The following is a 22987-nucleotide window of genomic DNA, read 5'->3' as shown; positions in this document are numbered from 1 at the left end:
GCTGGCTCAGTGGCTATATAATGCGGTAGCTCGCATTGATGATATTGAGGCCGTCCTGCAGCCCGATCGAAGACCCCTCGAGATAGTCATACTTGAATATGTTTGCGCCAGGGGCGACCATGCCGGCAATTTCAGCGACCCAATCTCCATGTCGCTGCGTCTGCCTACCGCGACCGAGGTCTGCATCAAATGGCTGTTCCTTGAAGTCATCTATGACATTTATCGATACGCCGGAACCGATAAAGCCTGATGTCCATGCTTCACCAATATCCGGGCTCATCCAGCAGAATGTGCCGTCGGCATTTTGTGGACAGCCCGAGCTACTGCTTTCCGCGGCTGGAGTAACGGTCGTTCCTTTGCCGCTGACGCCGGCATCGAGATCATCCGCGAAACCGGGGGCCGCCAACAGGCACGCTACAAGACCGGCAACGAAACCGGTCGGGAACAATTGTGTTTTGTGCATAATAAACTTCCCTATCTGATTGTTCTTCATCAACGAAATCTACGGCCTTCCTTGCACCATCGCTAGAATTCACCCCTGAACCGAAGGTCGAATTTCCATCGGCTTGGCTCGAGGTTTGTCAGATATTTCAAACTGTCCGAGGGCCGCAGTTGCGACGCGGCCAGCCGGCAATTCACCATCTGCACACCGCCGATGGCGCCATAGTCAGCTGTGCAAGGTCGTTCCGTCAGGTTCCCGCCCAAAATTGAACTGATGGTGAGAGAAAGCGTCGTGGATGCTGTCGGTCGCTTTTGCAAAATAAAGCCGACTTTCACACCCGGCTCGATTCGGACCTTTTCGGCACGCTGACCGGTGCTCGCGCCCCACAGGATACCGAAATCGTCCGATAGCTGAGTCAACATTTCAAATCGCATATCGACCCAGCTGCTATGGTACCACTTGTCGAAAGACACTTGGGTTCCATCCGACAGCTCGTATCCGCCTCGTCCCAGATGGTTGGCGGCGGCGGTTAGCTCCGAACCCTGGTAAATGCCGACAAGGCTGGTCTCCTGTCCGTTCGCAGTCATCGCGCTGACGAAGAATGCCATCACGAACAGGACGAAACCCGCCGTCGTGCCAATGCGCATCTGCAACGTCCATTCTTTGACCCGCCAGCAAATCATTTGCGGTCGAATTGAGTACTGCAGTCCCTCGCCGCATCTTCAAATCCTCTGGGGGCCCTCGCCGCAGACGCATGGCACCCGACGGGCAACGTGTTCATTCGCAACAAATCAGTGATCCTCAATTTTGCCGAGCCAGCTTCGCTATTCCCTGGCGAGCAGCTCCGGCTCTCTCAACGGAACAAAACAAAATTCATGCCAATCTAGATACGGCGCCGGGGAAAGCCATTGTATGTTTGCTTTCAGCGGCTTAGAAAAAAACGTCCAAGACACCGGCCAACCAAGCCGTGTCGTAAAGCCGACAAAGTCGACACAATTGTCGGATGTCGTCGAGCAAGCTGAGCGTGAAACCATTTGCGCACAGGAACGCTCCCAGCGCGCTCCCGCCAGGTGCCATCGGAGAGCTCTCGAAACGGGCTTCATATTCCATTCGCAATCCTCTGCAGCCGGACATTACGGCGCCTAATTTGAAGTTCCGGCCGCGAGTATGTCTGAAAGGCATGCCCGGCAGGGAGACTGAGCTCGCTGCCGGGCCGGGGTACGCCTTGGGAGGTGGCGTATGTCAGCGACTTTCGTGGCCGTGGGACCACTCAGTCCGTGCGTTTTGCGCAATAGCTTGCATGTCCCGTGCCAAGCCAAAAACAACCGAGGGTCGCCTTGCTCTACGTCGCGTACTTGACATTGTCGGCCATAGGACAATGCCGACCGTGCCTCCCGGCATCGAGCGCAAACTGGTGGTGACCGGATTTGGCTCCGGACCGTTCGCCGGCTGACGTGCAGAGCGGCCTGTCACTAAAGAAGGAAATCTTTGTAGCCTCCATTCATGAGGGCGCGGCCACGAGAGACGGCGCGGCGAATGCGGTCGCGCAGATGATCGCGAGGATCCCCCCAGTCGGCATTGACGCGCCGTTGACCAACCAGAGCATCGGCGAGCTCGCGATGTGACGCCCCAGCAAGTGCGCCGTCGAGCGCACGAAGAACGAAGGTTAGACGGGGACCGCGTTTTTCCGGCGGAAACAAGCGGGCGGGCAGATGTTGACCCAGACTTAGAGCATTAGGGCACTCGAGCGCCCTCAGGCGGTGCTTGGAAAGCGTGGCGGGCCAGATCGCCTCGGTACGGAGGTAAACAGGGTGCAAGATATCGGCGCCAGAGACGGCGAGCTGGAGAGTATGCTCCGCATTGTGAAGAAGAACATGTCGGGCGCCGACAGGACCGTCGCACGACATGGCAATCCCGAGAGTTCGAACGGCAATGTCCCCCATGATGCAGACAGTTGTTCTGCAATGATTGGCAACACATGGGCGCACCAGCGCGGAGACCAGAATACGACCGAATTTCGCCCATGGGACTCCGCGAAATAGGACACCCCAGCGTGACAGGTCATCGGCCGGCGCGACCACGTCAAGAAAAGGTTGGTGAGAAGGAGTGTAAGCCTGCTGGGGAGCATGAGGAACTGTGGGGCGGTTATGCGGCGAGAGCTGTTTCGTCTGGTTCGTGATTGTCGTTCGCCATTCCGGGATACCATTGCTGGAAGGTCGAGCGCAGGGAGCCGTCGAGGGTCTGCGTCCGGGTTTGCAGCAGAAGATGCGCACCGATCCTGCTCCACTGCATCTGCTGCTTTTTCGCGAACCGCTTGCTGATGACGGCATTGACGGTTGCCTCGACGAAGGCCGAGGATACGCCACACCATCGGGCTCACGTCGTGCAGCCAGATGCGGAATTGCAGGATGAAAATCTCATCCTCCGAGGCTGCCGCCTCTCCGGCAGTTTTCGTCGCTGCCCGTTTTGCCCTTTTCAAATCCGCCGGTCCCGTCGAAATTCAATGGTGACGACATACGTCGTTCCAGCCCGCCCCACAAATCCTCATGCTCCCCTCCAAGCGGCGTCACGGTCACCCGAGATGATATCTGCGCCGACCGTCTCGGGCATATTGCCGAGATCCACTGATACAGGAAGTTGGTGCCACGAGTGCTCATGACGCCATAGGATGCTGACAGACTTTAGGTTCCGTTGAGAGCTCACGACTAGTCGTCCAGCAGCCCATGCAGCGTAGCGTGGCGCAGCTTGTTCTCGCCACGCAGATAGCGCACCCGCGCTTTGATAGCAGGCTTGAGCTATTCCACCTCTGGCCCCGTGATCGCCTCCGGAAGACCCTCTGGTGGTCTACCCTTGCGAACGCGCTCCATCAGCCGTTCACGCATCTGTTTGGTCAGCGCAATGGTAGCGGGACCGGCATATTTGCCCTCCCGTGGCATGAGCCCAACGGTCTGCTGCCCGGTCTCCCGTTTCAGACCAACTAATTCGAAATCGCTGATCTCCCAGCATTTGGTCTTGACCCAGATGTCGGACGGCCGCTGCGATAGGGACTGTTCCGACGCTTCGAGACCAAGCCCTCTAGGCCCTACTTCTCGACGCCAGTGTAGAAGTCGACGCCGCCACACTCAACGTGCTCACTGTATTGGATGATGCCCTTGGCCGGCTTGACCAGGAGCAGCGGCCGACACACCGATACCGGACGCGGGTCGGTTTTCAATCGAAACTCGGCAGCGGACCGGGCTTCCACTCTGTTGATCGAAGGTGTTGCGGAACCTCAACGGAACGCCCATCGATCACCATCGCCGTGATGCCAAGCTCCCGATCAAACCCACAGGCAGCTATCGATCTGACGGTTGCTCCGTAAGGGTTCTGGGCGTCGAATTCGACTAGGGCCTTCTGGGTGTTCCAATCTTCCTCGGCTTCGAGTTGCATATATGAGGATGGGGCAGCTATGACTTCCCGGATCGCGTTCTCGCAGAATATCACCATTGGCTGCACCGGCTTGCTTTCCGAGCAGGCCGACAAGAGCACGAGGCCGATCGCAGCGCGCGCGAGCTTCACACCTTCACTAGCTCAGCGCGTACGAAATGCCAGGAAGCTGTGTTAAGGATCATGTCGGGGTTGTATGGGTTGGTGAGTTTCACCAGGGTCGCGTCAACTGCCGCCACGGTCCAAGTGCTGGTTTCATCGCTCCAGGCGCCCGGAACCGCGACGATCATGGTGATCCGGTAGTCTCTTCCGACTTCGAACATTCTCCCCTCCTATTGATAGGCGCCACCGCAAGGCGGCCAGTTCGGCCATCCTAGGCCGACCAACCTGGCCATGTGCTGTCGATCAGGGGCTCGCCGTTGCAGTAGTAGTCGTCGACGAACCGCCCTGTGGCCTTGTCGCGGCACCGCCATATTAGGACGTAGACTCATTACCGCGTAGCCAGATGCGGATTGCGACGAGTTTGAGGGCGGCAAGATAGTTCTCAGCCAGCTTGTCGTATCGGGTTGCGATACGACGGAATTGCTTGGCCTTGTTGAAGAAGCGTTCGACGAGGTTGCGCGCCTTGTAGAGGAAGGGACTGAAGCAGATCGCGTCCTTGCGGTTGGCCTTGGGCGGAATGTTGGCCCATGCCTTTCGCTCGGTGACAGCATTGCGCAAGGCGTTGGCATCATAGCCCTTGTCGGCGAGTAGCATGGCACCCTCCGGCAATTCCTTGATCAAGTCCGCTGCGGAGGCGATGTCGCTCTTCTGGCCTGCCGTGAGCGTCAGCTTAATCGGCCTGCCTTGGGCGTCGACAAGAGCATGGATTTTGGTTGTCAGCCCGCCTCGGGAACGACCGAGACAATGATCTCGATCCCCCTTTTTGCCGTCGCGCCCTGCTGATGGACGCGAACAATGGAGGTGTCGATCATCTGCACCGTGCCGTCATGGGCTTTGGTGATGGCATCCATGAGGCGGTCCCACACACCTGCTTTCCGCCATCGGACGAAGCGATTGTAGCAGGTGGTGCGCGGGCCGTATCGCTCCGGCAGATCGCGCCATGGCGCACCCGATCGCAGCACCCAGAAGATGCCGTTCAGCACCCTGCGGTCGTCAACGCGCGGCACTCCTCGCGGCTTGTTGGGCAACAGCGGCTCGATCGCGCGCCATTCGAAGTCAGTCAGGTCATATCGGCTCATGTGGAGCCTGAATCAGAAAACGGCGTGGTATGGAAGCCTAAATTGCGGGCGGTCAACGACTCTTACAGCCGGACCTCTTCGACGGGATCGCCGCGCTCGAATTCCCACGCCCTAGCCATGTTCAACACATCCTCAAATGGCTCATCGGGGTGAGAAGTCGTGGATATAAAGCGTGTCTCGTCGCTTCCGTCACCGACGACGATCTCGTCGATAATGTCTTCAACCCTCGCGCAGCCTGGTCCGACCACGGCCACGAGCGATACACCGTCATTCAGACATTGCTCAACAAAGCCATCGAGCAAGGTCTCATCCGATACCGGAACGTGAAGAATTAATTTGCGGGCAAACGGCATAGTCAGACTGTAAGCCGACGGGTGATTGCTTTCCAGCGTCTCAATCATCCAGCGTTTATGAGTTCACGACCTAGAGCATAGTTCTGTCCGTAGAACTCGTCCCACGCGACACCGTACGCTGGAGGAGGACGGTAATATCCACCACCACCATTGTTGGCGGCAACCGCGACCGCTGCGCCACCTACCGCCGCTACAGCAATTCCAGTCGCTACGGCGTTGTCGGTTTGTATGAGCCTAGTGCACTTCTCCGCCGTTGCACGGCGGCGTACCAGGAGGGCCGCCACTCGGCTTCGATATTGTTCGTCAGTGCTGCTCGCGAGGGCGTGGCAGAGATTTATGGTGTACATGGCGGTCAGGTCGCTGTCTGAGACACTGGCACTCGTGCTGCAGCCGCTGACGAAGATTGCTCCGCTCGCAAGAAACGCTATCATTTTCATTGATTTCCCCCCGGAAAAATACTTGCGCAAATTCTGTACGGAAGTCCAGAGGCTTGTTGAGTCCGCGTATCGATGAGCCGTGCACGCATTGCGGCGGGAGCGGCCGACCAGGGCGGCAGGTGGCCCGGGCAATGGTTAACCGCTTATCAGCGAAGTTCCTGCAAAGTATCATTCGCAGCAGTGGGGCCCGAGATGAAAAATCAGCTTTGGTTCGGAGATAATTTGACGATTCTCCGGGAAGAAATTGCAGACGAAAGCGTGGATCTCGTCTATCTCGATCCGCCGTTTAACAGCCAAGTCAACTACAACGTCCTCTTTCGAACTCCCGATGAAGATGCCGCCAGCGCTCAAGTAGAGGCATTCCGAGATACGTGGACTTGGGGGCCAGAGGCCAAGTGGGCTTTCGATGAGATTATGCATACTGGCGGTGGTGTCACGCCGATTGTGCATGCTCTGCATGCAGCGCTCGGTGACAGCGATATGATGGCCTATTTGGTCATGATGGCGCAACGGTTGCACGAGTTACGACGCGTTCTAAGGCCAACAGGAAGCCTTTATTTGCATTGCGATCCAACGGCGAGCCATTACCTCAAGATCATTCTCGACGCGATTTTCGGCCCGACGAATTTTCTGAACGAGGTAATCTGGAAAAGAACTAGCGCACATAGTAGCGCACGACGTTACGGGCCAATCCATGACGTTTTGCTGTTCTATTCGCGTGGTGAACGGCATTGCTGGAATGCTCAGTATCAGCCTTACGACGCAGAATATTTGGACACTTTTTTTGATCAGGAGGACGCTGACGGCCGGCGTTGGAAGCGCACTGATCTTACCGGTGCGGGAAAGAGGAATGGCGAAACTGGTAAACCTTGGCGCGGCATCGACATTACGGCCAAGGGAAGGCATTGGTCGACGTCGCCTGACCAACTTGACGCCCTTGATCTTGCTGGGAAGGTTCATTGGCCGAAGAAGGCGGGGGGTATGCCGCGACTCCGGCAGTATCCCGAGGATCTGCCTGGTGTCGCGCTTCAGGACATTTGGACGGACATCAAACCGCTGCATAATCGAGCGGCGGAACGATTGCACTACCCCACTCAGAAACCTGTGTCGCTGTTAGATAGAATACTCCGGTCTTCCGCCAATGTGGGCGAGGTGGTGCTGGATCCATTCTGCGGCTGCGGAACGACCATTGCTGCTGCCCAGTTGGCCGGTCGTCAATGGATCGGTATTGATGTGGCGTATCATGCCATCCGTGTGATCGAAGACCGCTTGGCCGATATGCCTGGTAAGATTGACTATGATCTTGGCGGCATCCCCCGCGACTTCGCCAGTGCTGCCCGTCTCGCCGAGCGGGACAAATACCAATTTCAATGGTGGGCCAACTACCTGGTTGGCGTCCAAGCGCTAAAGGAAATTCGAAAAGGCCCGGACCGTGGTATCGACGGTCAAATGTATTTCATGAACGGGCCGCGCGGCTGGGGGCGTGTGCTGACATCCGTTAAAGGCGGTCAGCATATCGGCACCAAAGATGTGCGTGAGTTCAAAGCTGTGATCGATCGTGAACGCGCGGAAATGGGCTTATTCATCTGCCTCCGAGAACCCACGCGCGACATGCGTTCGGAAGCCGCGTCCTTCGGCTTTGTCGATACTGCCCACGGTCACCTGCCCAGATTGCAGATCGTTTCAATCGAGCGCTGGTTCAATGGGGAGCGCCCAACTATCCCTTCGCTTGGGCATCTCTCACGGGAATTTTTCCGCCAATCTTCCAAACCTGAAAAGAGCAAGAAACCGAGGCGTCCGGACCCAACCGCACCTGAGTTCCCATTCAGCTTTATCGGCGACGGAAAGGACGCGGTTGTGCATTTCAACCCGACCGCAGTCCCCAAGGAACATGGGCTTTCTGAAGGGTTGCTGTAGACAGTCGAGATCAAAATGGGTTTGGCCGGTCCTCGAGGTTTCAGCACGAACTTTCACACGGTCTTCCGTCCTTGTCGCGGTTGAGCTTGCCGCCCCAGGGGTCACTGAGACCGGCACCGTTCGTAGTTGGCAGGGCTTTGTCACGGTAACTTCTTGTGAGGAGGCGCTGGGGTAGACGCCGGCTCATGAACGACGCGCTCATCAGCTACAAACGCCACCGCTTTCTTGCCGAGATGATCGCCCATGCGGTGTGGCTATATTACCGGTTCCCTTGAGCCTGCGCCTGGTCGAGGAAATGCTGCTGGAGCGCGGCATCGTCGTCTCCTACGAAACGATCCGGCGTTGGGGGAAGAAGTTCGGCCCGGAGTATGTTCGCCGACTGCGCAGGAAGCGGCCCAGCCCCAATGATGTTTGGCACCTGGACGAAGTCCTCATCACCATCGCCGGCAAGAAACATTGGTTGTGGCGGGCTGTCGTCCAGAATGGATATGTTCTCGATGAGATCGTCCAGAACCGCCGCAATAATAAGGCCGCCAAGCGCCTGCTCACCAGGCTGCTGACGAAACAGGGCCTCGCACCAAAGCGCATGATCACGGACAAGCTGCGTTCCTATGGAGCGGCGAAACGGCAGGTCATGCCGGATGTCGAGCACCGCGCGCACAAGGGCCTCAACAACAGGACCGAGAATTCCCACGTGCCGCTGCGAAAGCGGGAGCGGACGATGCAGGGCTTCCGTTCGCCAGGAAGCCTGCAGCGCTTCGTCTCGATCTTCTCAGCCTTCCGCAATCTCTTCGTCCCAGCCCGCTAAAAACGCTCCGCATTTCAGCTCCATCTCCATCGCCTCAACGCTATGGCGGAATGGAAAGCCGTGACCCGAGCCCGCGCCTGATATCCCTGTCAGCGGTCCCTTCACGTCCAACCTTAGATAACGTGACAGCGCCGCCTGCAAACCCCCACCGCCCGGTAATCTGCCCCGGTTACTGGCACCTTTGCCCAACCCGAGAAGCCGTAGCGACTACGGCCGAGGGAGCTCGCTCACTAAAGCCCGGGCTCGTCACTCAGGCCGAGCAAGATGCCTCGCGGTGTGCGATCGGCGAGCGCCCTGCGATCCAGAATGATGAAACATCCCCAATGCGGAGGCAATGGCGGCGAGCGATGGAAGGACCGGTCTCTCCATGAAGCAGTGAGCGGTAAACAATCCAGTTGACCCGAGTTCGCCCCTGGGAGTGCCAGGCCGGCGCCGCGGACATGGCTTGCCGAGCGGGACTGAAGCCGGTGGTCGTGGTCAGCTCATCACAGCCAGCTGGCGCTCGCCATCTGCGGCCAGACGCTGGACGACTGGCTCGAGGTCTTCGATCGCGATGCGCGTAAGGAGTTCGATCTGGGGTTCCATGAAAAAGTGACCGCCGGCGCAAAAATGCGCCTTGAACTGCTTCGTGGTATGCTCTTTCCAGCCGATAATGTGGTCGCCCGTAACATAGGGGTCGATGCGGCCTCCTATCGCTGTGATTGGGGCGTCGAGCGGAGGATGGAAACCGTAGCGATAGGCGTTGTTTATCTCGTAGTCCGCTCGGATAATCGGAAGCATCATCGCGCGCAATTCGGGATCTTCGAACAGCGCCTTGTTGTTGGCGAAATTTACCTCCTTCAGCATCTCGACGAACGCGCTCTCGTCGAGTTCGTGTTCGGATTTGCCGGTCTCGTGATTGAACTGCTGGACGTCGATGGCGAACTGGTCGTTATTGTAAATCTGTGGCGAGCGACCACCGGCCACGAAGAAGTGTTCCGGCTCCAGCCCGTGATCGCGGCGCACCCGCTGGGCAATCTCGAAGGCCTGGACGCCGCCATAGCAAAACCCGAGGAAGGCGAAGGGTTTTTCCTTAAGGAAGGGCAGCATCTCCGGCACGATGCCGTCGACCATGTCCTCCATCCGCATCCAGAAGCCCTCTTCCAGGCGCGCGCTGCGGCCTGGCATCTGCAGGATGCCGAACTCTATGTGATCCGGCATCCTGTCGATCCAGCGCTGGAATACGAGCGGGCCGCCGCCGGCATAGGGAAAGCCGATCAGGCGGATCGGCGCGTCGGGCTTCGGACGCGGAATGATCACCGCGCTCTTGTCGTAGCCCTGGGCACTGTCGGCCAAGAACGGCGCGGTTGGTACCGCCTCGCCATCCGCATCGCCCCCGACAGCGGCGGTCACCTGCGTCTCAGTATCGGCCGCGATCTCCGCGATTGAGGCACCCATCACGAGCTTCTGGAGCGAGACCTTGATGCCGGTCTTGGCAAGTTCGTTGCGGAACTCAATTGTAGCCAAGGAGTCGAATCCCATCTGGTTGAGCGCTTCGTCCATCGGCAGGCAGTCCGGATCGGCGATGCCGAGCACACGGGCGACCTCTCCGCGTAGGAAGCTTTCGATCGCCTGACTGCGATCGCTCGGTGCGACCGGGCCGAAGAGCCGCGCAAGTGGATCTGTCGCCTCGTCGTCATTGGCCGCCTGGGGATTCTTCTGCACATTCGACAGAGGCGTGAGCCAAGCCGGCGTCTGCCCGTACTGCTTCTTGCAGAAACGTCGCCACAGGATCGGCGCTGCGGTGAGCGTCCCAGTTGAGGCGCACAGGCTCTCCAGCCGCTCGAGCGCCTCCCGGTTGCGGATCGCGAGCAGGCCGAAATCGGTTAGGCGCTTGCGCAGACGCTCGTCGAGTCCGGATGCCATACCGGTTTCCGCCCACGGGCCCCATTCGATGCTGACACCTGGCAGCCCCTCGGCGTTGCGGCCCTCGACGATGCGGTTCATGGCGGCATTGGCCGCCACGTAAGCCGCCTGGCCCTTCATACCGAGAAGCGCGCTAACCGAGGAGAAGCAGACGAAGAAGTCGGGTGAGAAGCGACGGCTCGCCTTGTCGAGAATGAGTGTACCCTGGAGCTTAGCCCGGAGTGCATGTTCGAGTTCGCTCGCCTCCTTGATCGACCCGAGCGTGGCGTCCTGAACGACGCCGGCGGTGTGGATGATCCCGCCGAGTTGATGGCCCGCCTCCGAGAGATCGCCCAGGATTCGCTCGACTCCGACTTGGTCGGCGATGTCAACCGCATGCGCCGCGATCTCAGCGCCTAAACGGCGCAGGGCTTCAAGCCGTTCCTGTTTGGCCCCGTCCGCGACGTCCCTGTTGAGAAGCACGAGGCGGCGCGCACCGCGATTGATCAGCCATTCGACCATTAGCGATCCGAGAGCGCCAAGCCCGCCGGTGACGAGATAGATCTTCTGCGGATCGACCGGGCAATCCGTACCGACATCGCCGCTTTCGCTGAGGCGCAGGACGTAGCGTTCCTCGCCGCGCACGGCGTAGGCGGTCTCCGACCCAGAGCCACCGACGAGAATGCCGATCGCGACCGCGATTTCTGCGTCGCTCGGCTCCGCGCCGAGATCGATGTCGCCCCCCCACAGATCGGGATGTTCGCTCGCGAGCACCATCGCCATGCCATGCAGTGAGGCGCTGACCAGTGAGGCTGGACGAGCGGCGTACGGAATTGGTGTGTCTGTTTGCGGCACGGCACGGCCGGACTGGCCGACGACCCAAATCTTCGCCTTCGCCAGATTGCCATTCTTAGTGGCTGCCTGAACCGTCTGGACGAACTGCATGAGGGTGGCGGCGTGGCTGTGCGCCGCCTCGCCGATCTGTCCACTTGACGCGCCTTCCGCGCTCTCAGGGGTGACGATGATCCCCGCGACATGCGCGTCGAGCACACCGCCTGTGAGACCTGTGTCGACATTCGAAAGAACGACCGCTGTCTGTTCCGGCCCTTCCCGCTTCTCGATCGCCTGAGCTAAGCGTCCGGCGAGACCAAGGGCATTGCCCAGGATAATCCAGAGGGCCTTGTCTTTCGGCGGTTGCGGCGCTGACTGCTTTTCCGCGTGCCATTCGCGGCGGCAGTGCCATGCCAGCCGGTCGCTCGCTCTCGTTTCGATCCAGTGATGCTGACGTTCGAAGGGATAGAGCGGAAGATCGACGAGCCGGCGTTCATTATCCGGCAGATCGATGAGCGTATTGATCGTAAGGCCGGCGAGGAAAAGGCGGCCCGCCGTCTCGGCGAGAACCTCTTCGTCGTTGCGGGTGCGATTGAGGCTCGAGACGAATTGCGACTGCGAGGCAATGCCATCTAGGGCCGCCTGCGCCATCGGCGTGAGGACCGGGTGCGGTCCGATTTCGAGGAAGAGATTCGCCCCAATTTCCTGCGCAGTCATCATGCCCTGATGGAACAGGACGGGCTGGCGAACGTGGTCGGTCCAATAGCGCGCATCGGCGACTTCCTCGCCGGCGACCTTGCCAGTCTTCGCGCTTATCAGTCGGCCGTCGGGCTTGGAAAAATCGAGGGTGCTCGCGAACGCCTCAAACTGTTCGAGGATTGGATCCATGAGATGCGAATGAAAGGCGTGCGAGACCTTCAACTGCGCCGTGCGGACGCCTTTTTCCTTGGCGACCTTGATCAGCGTTTCAAGTGCGTCAGTCTCGCCCGCGACCACCGTACTGGTTGGTCCGTTCTCGGCCGCGATGGCGAGCTCGACTTCGCTGTCCCGGATCATCTGAGTGGCTGTGTCCGGATCAGCCGTCAGGACGACCATGCCGCCATTGCGAGGAAGCCGACCCATCAGTTCGCCGCGCTTGGTGATCAGCTTTAGCCCGTCCTCGAGTGAGAACACGCCGGCAAGATGGGCCGCCACGTATTCTCCAATGCTGTGTCCCATGACGATCTCTGGGACGAAGCCCCTAGCCTCGAGAACTCGGGCGAGTGCGAGTTCGATCGCGAACAGGGCGGGCTGGGTATATTCGGTGTCGTGAACGAAATGGGCGAGCGTCCCGTCGCCGTAAAGGATGTCGCCCAATCCGTGTTTGCGAAGCGGTGCGACCACCGCGTCACAGGCGTCGAAGACTTTGCGGAAGATCGGATCGCTCTCGTAGAGCCCGCGCCCCATAGCTTCGCCCTGGCCGCCCTGTCCGGTGAACAGGGCGGCGGGAACCACGTGTTTGGAGACATCGACGCGGGCATGATCGCTTGCGCGAAGACTCTCGGCCAACTCCCTAGTTGTCCGACCGGTCGCGAAACGCCGATACTCAAAAGCGCGGCGGGCGGTGTTCGCGGTGAAGCAGATGGTGTCGCGCTCGTCGGGCTGTGCCATATCGAGTCGCAAGGCAAAACTCTTGGCCACGGTGGCCAGGGCCTGTGGCGTGCGTGCCGAAATGTTCAGCGTACGAGGTACGTCGGGGGGGTGCGGCGTATCGTCCGGCTGAGATGAACCGTTCGTCTGGCCCGGTGCTTCCTCCAAAATGACATGGGCATTCGTTCCGCCCACGCCGAACGAACTGATGCCCGCGCGTCGCGGACCCTCGGACTTCCAGGGCACAGCGCTCGCCGGCACGGCGAAGGGAAGGCGATCGAAGTCGATTTCCGGATTGGGCGTCTTGAAATTGACCGCTGGCGGCAAGGTTCGCGACTTCAGTGCCATGACGGTCTTGATAACACCCGCGACGCCGGAAGCGGCGATCGTATGGCCGATATTGGCCTTCACCGAACCAAGGGTGATCGGTGCGACGTCCGCCGGAAAGCCGGCGAAGACTTCGCGGAGGGCTTCGATCTCGATCGGATCACCCAGTTTCGTGCCCGTTCCGTGAGTCTCCATGTAGGAAATCGTTTCCGGCGCGATTGAACTGTTCATCAGTGCTCTTGCGACGACGCTCGATTGGCCCTCGATGCTCGGCGCCGAGAAGCTGATCTTGTCGTTTCCATCATTGTTGATCGCCGAACCGCGAATAACAGCGTGAATGGTATCACCATCGGCAAGCGCGTCATCGAGTCTTCGAAGCGCAAGCACACCGACGCCACTCGAAAACACCGTGCCGCTGGCATCGGCATCGAACGGACGGCAGTGCCCGTCGCGGGACAAGATCATGCCCTCTTGATAGCGATAGCCAGCACCGTCGGGAACGATTGCCGTGACACCGCCCGCCAGCGCCAGGTCGCATTCGCCGTTCTGAAGACCGCTGCAGGCTAGATGGAGACTTACGAGTGAGGTTGAACAAGCTGTTTGGACGTTGATGGCGGGACCGATGAGGTTGAGGCGATGGGCCGCCCGAGTCGCCAGGTAATCCTTGTCGTTTCCCAGCATGGCCTGGAAGCCGGACATGGAGTCGAGCATGCCTTCCTTGCGGAAATCATGCAAGCCGGCTACGCATCTGGCGAAATAGCTGCTCGGGCCGGAGCCAGCATAGATGCCCGTCGTCATCTCGGTCGAACGGACGGCGTAGCCAGCATCTTCGATGGCGTGCCAAATGTTTTCCAGGAATAGTCGGTGCTGCGGATCGAGGAGAGCCGCCTCACGAGGCGTGATGCTGAAGAAGTCAGCGTCGAAGTAGCCGAGGCCCGTAAGAGGGGCGCCGCGGCGGATATAATCGTCCGCTTCCCACTCCTCGGGCTCGACGCCCGCGCCGGCGAGTTCAACATCCGACAACTCACGAACGCTCTCGCGCCCGGCAACAATGTTTTCCCAGAATGCCTTGGGCGTATCAGCATTGGGGAACCGGCAGGCCATTCCAATAATCGCGATGGGGGTAGCTCTGTGAATGGGGCCGTTCATTTTTGCCTCGTCGCTGGTCCGTTTATCTGCTTTTTGGCTTCCGGAGCGCGCTAATCTGATCTGCTGGAGGGGTCATCGCTGCCCAGGATCAGCGCGGAGAAGCGCGTCTTTTGGTCGACACACGCCGGTTTGCGAGACCAGCCAACGTAGTGTTCAATGCATCGCCCTTCACCGATCTTCGCGATAAAAAGTCTGCAAGCTCCCTCGGCGAAGGATGCCGGAAGACCAAGATCGCGGGCATGCTAATCCCGAATTGACGGCGAAGGCGGCGTTGAAGCTCCGGGACCATGATCGAACGCGCGCCAAAATCGAACACATTATCCGAGTCCGAGAGCAAGGGGTGGTCCAGGAGCTCCCGCCAGTAAGAGGTGATCGCGCCGCACAGATCGCTGTTCTTCACCGATCCGCTCGTAGTGGCACAGGCTGGCTTCTCGACAGGCGGTGCCGAGGGGTTGACCTTTTCGGCACACAGCCTTTCCGCGATTGATTTCCGATCGACCTTGCCACTCGCAGTTTTAGGCATCGCGCCGATGATCTGGACACGGTCTGGCGCCATGTAGCCAGGGAGCTTCTCACGGACATGGGCGCGAACTACTGTCTCGAGACAGTCGGTTGGCGCCCCATCTTTGCTCGTCAGGCAGGCGATCAGTCGTCCCGTTCCATTTGCATCACGATCGAAAACCACGGCGACTTCGGCTACGTCTGGGTGATCCGCTATAACGCTCTCAATTTCCCCAAGTTCAACCCTGTAGCCATCGATCTTGATTTGGTGGTCTCGGCGACCACAGAAGAAAAAACAACCACTTTCATCTGATGTCGCAAAGTCGCCGGTCCGATACAATCTCGTTAGCGTGCCGTTAATATCTATAGTCATGAACCGTTCGTCTGTTCGCTCCTTGTCCTGGAAATACCCCTGCGCGAGGCAGACGCCACCAATATACAACTCTCCCACCTCTCCTAACCTCACCGGTCGGCCATCTTCACCTAAAATGAACAGTACGACATTCGGTAGAGGCCGACCGATAGGCGGTAACCTAGGCCATTCCGCTGGATTGCTATCAAGCTCGTGACAGGTGACGACGTGTGTCTCGGAGGGACCATATTGATTGAAGAGCCGACACTGGGGGAGCTTGATGAAAAACTCGCGCAAAGCGGAAGAGACCACGAGTTGTTCGCCGGCGGTGTGGATCTCCCGTAGACTGTCGGGAAACAAATTGCGCTCCACACAATTCGACGCCAATTGTTGGAGAGCGATAAATGGCAGAAACAATCGCTCCACCCGGGCACGCAGTATCTCGTCCGAAAGCAAATCGGGGTCGATCCGCTGTTCATTCGCTAGGAGGACGATACTCCCACCAGAACAGAGCGTGGAGAATATCTCCTGAAACGATACATCGAACGAAATGGGGGCGAACTGAGCCGTTGCCGCATTGTCTGACAGCGTCGAAAGTTCGATCTGCCAGTCCACGAGGTTTTGAAGTGCTGCTCCTCCCATGTTGACTGCCTTCGGCTTGCCAGTCGAACCCGAGGTAAAGATAACGTAGCCACCGGACTTCGGCGGCAGCGCCAAATCTCGGCTCAACGATCCACGATCAGCGGCGCCCACTCCAACTTCCTCGACCATCACTGTCGGGCACGACGAGACCTCCTTGAGGATCGCCGAACAGATGGCCGATGAACTGAGGAGCACGCTCGGATCCGCTTGCGCAAGCATCTCGCGAATGCGACTCGCTGGAAGATTTGGTTCCACAGGAACGTAGGAAACACCTAGGATTTGACAGCAGAGGATCGCCGCGATCCGGTCAATACCGATGGGAAAATAAAGGGCCACGCGGTCCAAACCCGCTTCACGTCCAGTTTTTAGGGCACGAGCTATCTCACAGGCTCGCAGCCACAAATCCATGTAGTTGATCGCCTCTGTTCCGAAAATGACAGCAGGACGACGAGGAAATTCGGATGCATACCAAAGCACGGAAGCTGCAATGGTCCGATCTGACGGACCTGCGGCCCTTGTTAAACTCTGCATCTTTTCACTCAGAATGCGAGGACACTGCCAAACGGCTTTGCTTCGGTGTATGCGTGACAAGTTACACAGTCAATCCTTTCAACAAAACTTCACATTTGTTTAACATCTTGGTCGAGGCGTGCGAGTTTCGCCGGATGCAGTAGTCCTTCCTCGGGGCAGCTCGCTGCCGGTCTCGAAGGCATAAGAAAGACGCATCCGTATTTGTGGCTACGCCACAACCACTCGGTGAAGACTTGTCTATCAGGTGGCCGCCCGTCCCATGGGTATGCAGATGCAGGCTTCAAACGACCGCATTTCCAGAGGGGGTGGTGCGGCGATGACGTTGCGATCAGCCTGACGTGCGGCGGCTGGATTTCGCCGAAATATCGGTTCCCCCATGCCGGCCGCATTCGACAGCCGCAATTGCGTGCATGGCCTTCGACGAGCAAGGGATACTAGCTGTTACCATCCCGAGGCACGCTTCCGCGTTCCTACCTAAGCTAGGCACCGACCCTATTTCCCGCACGATCCTTCAGGTCGGACTTGTCAAGAATCGCAAAAATCTGCTCATGCGCTTCTATGATGTTGCGCTCGAGGGCGTCGGCGGCTGCCAAGCCGTTGCCCTTCTCCAACTGGTCGATGATTTCGCGATGATTATGGTGGCCCGGAGCAAAATTTGGTTCCTTTCGCCTCAGGCTGAGGATCGGGCCCGCATGAAGCCAATGCGTCTCGATCGTGTTCATCAAGACTTTGTTCTGAGAGAGGTTGTAAACGGCAAAATGGAACAGTTGGTTCAGTTTCAGATACTTCTTCACTTCAGCGTTCTTCCCCAGATTGAGTTGATCCATCTTGACATTGATTTCTCTGATATAGTTCAGGCTCTTCCCGGTAGATTTCTTTGCCCCCCAGATGATGGCCTGCCTTTCATTCAGAAGGCGCACTTCCAGAAGATCGCGTAGGCCTTTAGCAGTGATTATTGGAACGCGCGCGGACTGACGCGGCGCCCGTTCGAGGATGTCGATGCCGCTGAGCCGGTTGAGCGACTCGCGGATCGGCATGTGGCTTGTGCCGAATGCGACAGCCAGTTCTCCGAGACGCATCGGCTGCCCGGGCGAAAATTCCCCGGACATCAAAGCGTTCTTCAGTTCGGCATAGACATGCTCAATCGCCGAACTCGGGGAAGCGTTCAATGGTGGTATCTGGTACTTCAAGGTTTTTGTCGCCATTTGGCATGATCTCCAAATACTGGGGATGACATCAGGAATGGGTGCTTCGAAAGCCTCTGTGAACACGTTTCACGCTGCATCAAAACGGCGGGGCACCAGCCCACCCGAACCCTGGTCCGCTGGTCCACGCACGAAGTGCGGCCGCATCGCAAACGCGTGGCACAGCAGGGCTGGCGGGTGCGAAGCGATCAAGAGGCGTAGCATCCGCCAGCCCGAGCATCTGCAGTGACGGCCAAGCGCGCTTGCCGGTTGACGGCCCGTGTGAGACCGCCGCGCGGCAGGTGCCGGGAGACCGCGAGGGACCACAGGGTGAAGCGCCAGTGCTGGCCAGCAGAGCGCCTGTCAGTGAGCGATCCGTACGATCTCCCAGCTCGGGTGAGTTTTAAGCAATCCGAGAAGGTCATATGCCATTTCACGCAGGTTTGGACTGGGGCGGCGTAAGCCATGCCATGTGCGTTATTGACGGCGTCGACCCGGTCCTCGTGCGTCTCGATGTCCGCCACGATTCGGCTGGGCTGGCTGACATGGTAGGCCGGCCCAAGCGCGTGGCGGCGCCAGCCGAACTGCGTATTGCCATCGAGCGACCCGGTCTGGTCGTCGATACCTTGGTAGAGGCCGGGTATCCCGTGATCCCGGTCCATCCGAACGTCGTCAAGGCCTGCAGGCCGCGGTACCACGCCGCCGGTGGCAAAAGCGATCCGGGCAATGCCTTCATGTTGGCCGACATCTTGCGCACCGACGGACATCGCTTCCGGCCTCTTGTGCCGGTCTCCGATGACTTCCTGGCGTTGCGCGCCCTGGTCCGCGGCCGCGACGACCTGGTGGCCCAGCGTGTCGCATTGGCAAACCAGCTCCGCAATCTGCTCGAAGGCTTCTGGCCAGGGGCAGTCGCCATTTTCGCCGCCATCGACAGCCCGATCGCGCTCGCCTTCGTCGGTCGCTATCCCACTCCCGACAGCGCCAGCCGCCTGGGCGAGAAACGTCTGGCTAGCTTCATGGCGCAACACGCCGACCGTGGGCGCCGTTCGCCGGCCGACCTGCTGGCCCGACTGCGAGCCGCGCCGACAGGGCTGGCCGGTGACGCCGAGGCCGGCGCCAAAGGCGAGCTGGCCGGCGCATTGGTCGCCATTCCCGAACGCCTCGTCTGCGAGATCGCCAAGCTGTCCTCGCACATCGAGCACGCCGTCGCCCAATTGCCCGACGGCAAGATCGTCATGTCGTTCCCGCGCGCAGGCCGCATTTGCGCCGCCCAGATCCTCGCTGAGCTCGGCGACGTGCGCGAGCGCTTCCTGATGCAGGACCAACTTGCCGCCGAGGCCGGCGTCTGTCCCGTGACCCACGCCTCCGGCAAAAGCCGAGGCGTTGTGTTCCGATGGGCCTGCAACAAGAACCTGAGATTGGCGTTCACCTGCTTTGCCGACAACTCCCGTCACGCCTCCGCTTGGGCCGCGGCCGTCTATCGCAAAGCCCGTGACCGTGGCTGCAAGCACCCGCACGCTGTTCGAATTCTCGCCCGAGCATGGCTTCAAGTCCTCTGGAGGGCGTGGCGCAACAAGGCGCTCTACGACCCTCAACAGCGTCGCGCGGCCATCAAAATCACGGCGTGAAAAAAAAAGGCTGGACACAAGGTATCTCATACCACCGCGTGGTATTGCTGGAGACGCGCTATCCTGATCGACGGGCGCGGCGGCGGACGGCAGCCGCCTAGGGCCCTGGTTCCGAAGCTTCTGGAGTCTTAACAATGTATCAGCCGGAGTCCGCTACATTGACACATGCTGGTGTGTTACTGCCAACCAGGTCAACACATGGCCAGCAGCGATGCTAAAACGAATGTCATAGTGCTGACCCTCGATCAATTCGGGACAGATAGTTTGTGTTAGATGCAGTCGGAGTTGCCCGTTTCTGGGCGTCGTTCGTAACTCTGCACAGTCGAATCCGAAAAAGCGCCTTGCCACAGGATAGAGCGCTTTGAAGAGTGTTTCTTTGGCCGAAAAAACCAGGCTCGCCAGCCAGTCTGGAGCGAGGACCACTTGTCTAGCGATCAAGGCACGTTCATCCTCATTGGTGGTCATGTTTAGAATCGCATCCAGAGCATCACCGCTGGCCAGCGCCTCAACGTCGACACCTACCCGCCAATTCCCACCGGCGATGGCGAAACAAGCGCAATGCCCACGCGTATGGGTTATTGAACCAGCGGAAGACGGGGGCCAGAGTGGAGCCCCGCCTGGGCCGATTGGAATCTCAGCAGCGGCTTGACCCAGCGCCCGCAATGCCGCGTATGCCATCGCTCGCCCGGCTAAGAACTCAGCACGGCGCATGGACACCGCTGCAGACAGACTGGCGGGGCAGTGTAACGCTAGCAGGTTAAATAGGTCATCTGTATAGCTTTCGTGATCAAACCTGCCGCGCACCAAGATCGCATCGGGGAAGCCGGGAGCAAATAACTCAGCGTGCGTGAAAAATCCACGTGAACGAGCAGAAAGAGTCGCTAGTTCGGGGTCGGAAATAGCAGCCATCCTCTCGCCTCTATTCTATACCTATGGCGCATTTCTATCATGATACTTTTTTAGCAAATATTATAAATTTGTTAATTTATGTTACGGATTTATTACGCTCGACTTTTTACGGTTAGTCCGAAGCAGTGGCTTGTGCCATTGGCCCCGCGCCATGATGTGAGCCTGGTGATGTGTTCCAAGCGCCGGTTCGGCTGGTTAGGGTTTGCGGGGGGCGCGAACAACCGGATGAACTAAGGACGGCTGCTCATCGCCAACAACGTAAGCGCCCATTTCCCCGCACGCTGACACCGCCCTTGTCAACGACGGTCGCTTTCAGACGGACGCGTCCGGCAGATCAGGCTGCAGCGGTTTTGGCGAAGTTGAAGGGCAGCAGATCGTCGATATCAGTATCGAAAGCGCGATGAGGCAGTTCGGTGAGAACGTGGCGCAACCATGCGAGCTGCTCGACGGATGAGGCGCGTCAGGTCAGCACCAAGCTGTAGACGATGGCGCTGGCCCTGACTCTGTCGGCGGTATCGCTGAATTTCCGGCCAGTGGCGAAAATCCTGATGTCGCGCTCCAGGAGGTTGTTGTCGACCAGCATGCTGCCGTCCTCGGTGTAACGCGTCAGATATTCCCATTGGTTCAGGTGTAGGAGACGGCGTTGCCGAGCTTGCTGTCCGGCAAGACACTTGCGACGATGTCGCCGAGCCATACCTTGAGAGCATTGAGGATGGGGACACCATGTTGCTGGCGGAAGCGGCGATGCTGTGATCTCGCGTTTCCCCGTCGGCGGGGATTTCGTTCCGGGGCCTGCCTTTCAACCCGGTAGAGCTGTTCGAAGAACCGGAGCGCCTGTCCCGGCCTGCCATCTCGGAATAGCCGTCGCTCATCGCTATGAGCGGTGATCGTCCAGGCAAGTCTGCGGGTGCACCGCAATGCCGAGAAACTTGACCGGCGTCGAAAACGGCGAAATCAATCATCCATGAACGCAACAAGGCACAAGGCACCCGAGAACCGACACCGTAAAACTGTCCGCGATTTTCCTTGTCTCAGTCTGGGGGTGCATATGTGGACGCCTCCTTGGCAAGACGAAAGCGGCACCATTCTCAGATCGGTCGGTTGCAGCCATATGTTCGGCCTTCGATGCGGTATGTTGATCCGCTGGCCCTGATGAATCTCCGCGGATTGGATCCTTAAACACTCCAGCGCGCTCAAAGTCGCTGCACCCCTCGGGCTTTCCAACCCCCGGCCCCTGACCGGTTCTCGTCAAGTGTCTTTCGTCCTCACCAACTCGTTGTCGCGTTCAAGCCCACGCGAATTCAAGCGGGGATGACACGGTAAACCTCTCCTCTCGTCATCAGCGGCCAGGCTATGCGCGCCATCTTGTTGGCAAGCGCAACCGCCACGACTTTCGCAGGCTTTTTCTCCATGAGCTTGCGGATCCACGCCGTCTTGGCGGATCCTTCCTCGCGGGCGAAGCGGATCACCGCCGTCGCTCCGACAACAAGCAATGTTCGAAGATATCCGTCGCCCATCTTGGTGATGCCTCCGAGCCGTTGCTTGCCGCCCGATGAACTCTCTCTTGGCGTCAGGCCGAGCCAGGCGGCGAATTCACGGCCCGATTTGAAGGCTGTCGGGTCTGCCACTGTCGCTGCCATCGCTGTTGATGTCATGACACCAAATCCGGGAATAGTTTCCAATCGACGACTGGTCTCGTTGCCGCGATGTTCGCGCGCAATCTCGATTTCCAGTCCTTTGATGCGCTGACCCAGCTCGATGAGGTTTGCTGCCATGGGAGCGAGTGCAACCCGGACGAGATGGGGAAGGTCGTTTACTTCATCTTTCGGCGCGATTAGGGCCGTCAGCAAAGTACGAATTCCTTGCGGCATGACGATGCCGAATTCTGCCAGGTGCGCGCGAATTGCGTTCGCCAGCATGGTTCGTTGCCGGACCAAAAGAGCTCGACAGCGATGCAGCATCAGAACCGATTGTTGGGCTGCTGTCTTCACGGCAACGAAGCGCATGTTCGGCCTCGTCACCGCTTCGCAGATGGCTTCGGCATCGGCCATATCATTTTTGTTGCGAGGAAGGACATAAGGTCTTACGCTTTCCCGGGAGGCAACAGCAAAACACATATCATGCTTGCTGACGCCGGTGGTGGAGGCGTCCACATCATCACTCCATCGTTGTCCGGCTTGTGCGAAATGCGCACTCCGAGGCTGCCGCGTCTCCGGCAGATTCGTCGCAGCTCGTGCCCTTTTCACATCCGCCCGGCCCCGTCAAAATTCAACGGTGACGACATACTTCGTGCGAGCGCGCCCACAAATCCTCTTGCTGCCCCGAACTTTGCGCGCCGCCAGCCAATGCCATCGCCATAAACGCTGCACCTCAGCATCAATGACCCAATGGCGCCGACTCTCGCGTCGCCATCATCCCGCGTCGCGACGACGGGCGACCGCCCAAGAGCGATCAGCGAGGCCGCTCCGGCGCCTCGGGCATACAGCCGAGCCCAAAACCCCATGGCCCCGCCAGGATTCCGCAGTTCAGTTCAATCAGGCTTCAATGTAGTCGCGACCCGCGCGCGCCCGCGCAATGGCGCCCGCGACTACACGGAGCCCTCCAGTTCACAGGCACGCAACGAAGCTAGCGCGAGAGTCACGTCACGGGCGAGCTCTCCGAGAATCGAGTTTTGTAAAACGATCGGGCTTTTCAACCCGGCCCAGGACGGTCTACGCAAACGATGCAATCGGGCGCGACTGCTAGGATAGGATGGGCGCAAGCAGCTATCGAAGGCTTGCCCTCCAGTTCATCGAC

General features: G+C 59.0%; 15 protein-coding genes and 5 pseudogenes. 4 read left to right on the top strand and 16 right to left on the bottom strand.

The window, feature by feature from the left end; translation table 11 throughout:
- Window positions 1–13: 13 nt before the first annotated feature.
- Entirely contained in the window at window positions 14–493 is a 480-nt protein-coding gene (locus tag MAFF_RS41045) for a hypothetical protein (protein WP_010915755.1), read from the bottom strand.
- A gap of 32 nt (window positions 494–525) precedes the next feature.
- Window positions 526–1089 carry a hypothetical protein gene (locus MAFF_RS35145; RefSeq protein WP_044552315.1) on the bottom strand — a complete coding sequence of 188 codons (564 nt, stop codon included), beginning with the start codon at window positions 1087–1089 and terminating at the stop codon, window positions 526–528.
- A gap of 780 nt (window positions 1090–1869) precedes the next feature.
- Here MAFF_RS35145 and MAFF_RS41040 point away from each other — a divergent pair.
- Complete coding sequence (locus MAFF_RS41040; protein ID WP_244420873.1) at window positions 1870–2067, top strand: hypothetical protein; 198 nt, start codon at window positions 1870–1872, stop codon at window positions 2065–2067.
- On the opposite strand, the pseudogene MAFF_RS41035 reads toward MAFF_RS41040, so the two are convergent.
- The 7 genes and pseudogenes from MAFF_RS41035 to MAFF_RS39625 form a co-directional block, all read right to left on the bottom strand.
- A pseudogene (locus MAFF_RS41035) lies at window positions 1981–2349 on the bottom strand (DNA -binding domain-containing protein); the annotation flags it as partial. The gene MAFF_RS41040 and the pseudogene MAFF_RS41035 sit on opposite strands and share 87 nt — an antisense overlap.
- A gap of 238 nt (window positions 2350–2587) precedes the next feature.
- A pseudogene (locus tag MAFF_RS35135) lies at window positions 2588–2803 on the bottom strand (ISKra4 family transposase); the annotation flags it as partial.
- A gap of 849 nt (window positions 2804–3652) precedes the next feature.
- Window positions 3653–4000 (bottom strand): hypothetical protein, encoded by a 348-nt coding sequence (locus MAFF_RS35125; protein WP_010915894.1) that lies wholly within the window; start codon window positions 3998–4000, stop codon window positions 3653–3655.
- Entirely contained in the window at window positions 3997–4191 is a 195-nt protein-coding gene (locus MAFF_RS35120) for a hypothetical protein (RefSeq protein WP_010915757.1), read from the bottom strand. The genes MAFF_RS35125 and MAFF_RS35120 overlap by 4 nt, the downstream gene beginning before the upstream one ends.
- A gap of 151 nt (window positions 4192–4342) precedes the next feature.
- A pseudogene (locus MAFF_RS38670) lies at window positions 4343–5109 on the bottom strand (IS5 family transposase).
- 62 nt (window positions 5110–5171) lie between these two features.
- Window positions 5172–5510 carry a hypothetical protein gene (locus tag MAFF_RS35105; RefSeq protein WP_010913642.1) on the bottom strand — a complete coding sequence of 113 codons (339 nt, stop codon included), beginning with the start codon at window positions 5508–5510 and terminating at the stop codon, window positions 5172–5174.
- Complete coding sequence (locus MAFF_RS39625; protein ID WP_157866225.1) at window positions 5507–5899, bottom strand: hypothetical protein; 393 nt, start codon at window positions 5897–5899, stop codon at window positions 5507–5509. Before MAFF_RS39625 ends, MAFF_RS35105 begins: the two co-directional genes overlap by 4 nt.
- A 192-nt stretch (window positions 5900–6091) precedes the next feature.
- Here MAFF_RS39625 and MAFF_RS35095 point away from each other — a divergent pair, with 192 nt between their 5' ends.
- Both MAFF_RS35095 and MAFF_RS35090 read left to right on the top strand, forming a co-directional pair.
- On the top strand, window positions 6092–7816 hold the full coding sequence (locus tag MAFF_RS35095; protein WP_044552088.1) for a site-specific DNA-methyltransferase: 1725 nt from the start codon (window positions 6092–6094) through the stop codon (window positions 7814–7816).
- A gap of 185 nt (window positions 7817–8001) precedes the next feature.
- A pseudogene (locus MAFF_RS35090) lies at window positions 8002–8705 on the top strand (IS6 family transposase).
- Window positions 8706–9101: 396 nt separating this feature from the next.
- Here MAFF_RS35090 and MAFF_RS35085 read toward each other — a convergent pair.
- The 3 genes from MAFF_RS35085 to MAFF_RS35075 all read right to left on the bottom strand — a co-directional run bounded on the left by MAFF_RS35085 (window position 9102) and on the right by MAFF_RS35075 (window position 17675).
- A complete protein-coding gene (locus MAFF_RS35085; RefSeq protein ID WP_010915895.1) occupies window positions 9102–14444 on the bottom strand; it encodes a type I polyketide synthase in 5343 nt (1780 codons plus the stop codon).
- Between the two features lie 88 nt (window positions 14445–14532).
- Window positions 14533–16347 (bottom strand): amino acid adenylation domain-containing protein, encoded by a 1815-nt coding sequence (locus MAFF_RS35080; protein WP_162034381.1) that lies wholly within the window; start codon window positions 16345–16347, stop codon window positions 14533–14535.
- A 602-nt stretch (window positions 16348–16949) separates the two neighbouring features.
- Complete coding sequence (locus MAFF_RS35075) at window positions 16950–17675, bottom strand: GntR family transcriptional regulator (RefSeq protein WP_157866223.1); 726 nt, start codon at window positions 17673–17675, stop codon at window positions 16950–16952.
- Window positions 17676–18079: 404 nt separating this feature from the next.
- Between MAFF_RS35075 and MAFF_RS35070 the strand changes: the two genes are divergently transcribed.
- The gene (locus MAFF_RS35070; RefSeq protein ID WP_010916041.1) at window positions 18080–19282 is read left to right on the top strand and encodes an IS110 family transposase; all 1203 of its coding nucleotides are present in this window, start codon (window positions 18080–18082) and stop codon (window positions 19280–19282) included.
- A 153-nt stretch (window positions 19283–19435) separates the two neighbouring features.
- Here the strand turns inward: MAFF_RS35070 and MAFF_RS38665 are convergent, their stop codons facing one another.
- The 4 genes and pseudogenes from MAFF_RS38665 to MAFF_RS35060 all read right to left on the bottom strand — a co-directional run bounded on the left by MAFF_RS38665 (window position 19436) and on the right by MAFF_RS35060 (window position 22344).
- Entirely contained in the window at window positions 19436–20191 is a 756-nt protein-coding gene (locus tag MAFF_RS38665; RefSeq protein WP_080512155.1) for a 4'-phosphopantetheinyl transferase family protein, read from the bottom strand.
- A gap of 334 nt (window positions 20192–20525) precedes the next feature.
- Window positions 20526–20621, bottom strand: coding sequence for a hypothetical protein (locus MAFF_RS41370; RefSeq protein ID WP_341872733.1), 96 nt, complete (start codon window positions 20619–20621; stop codon window positions 20526–20528).
- 30 nt (window positions 20622–20651) lie between these two features.
- Window positions 20652–21109 (bottom strand): annotated as a pseudogene (locus MAFF_RS35065) (IS66 family transposase).
- 383 nt (window positions 21110–21492) lie between these two features.
- A complete protein-coding gene (locus MAFF_RS35060) occupies window positions 21493–22344 on the bottom strand; it encodes an IS110 family transposase (RefSeq protein WP_080512154.1) in 852 nt (283 codons plus the stop codon).
- Between the last annotated feature and the right edge of the window lie 643 nt (window positions 22345–22987).

The organism is Mesorhizobium japonicum MAFF 303099 (genome assembly GCF_000009625.1).
Classification (GTDB): domain Bacteria; phylum Pseudomonadota; class Alphaproteobacteria; order Rhizobiales; family Rhizobiaceae; genus Mesorhizobium; species Mesorhizobium japonicum.
Note: the sequence above shows the minus strand (reverse complement) of the source record. Positions and strands in the feature narration are given on the sequence as shown.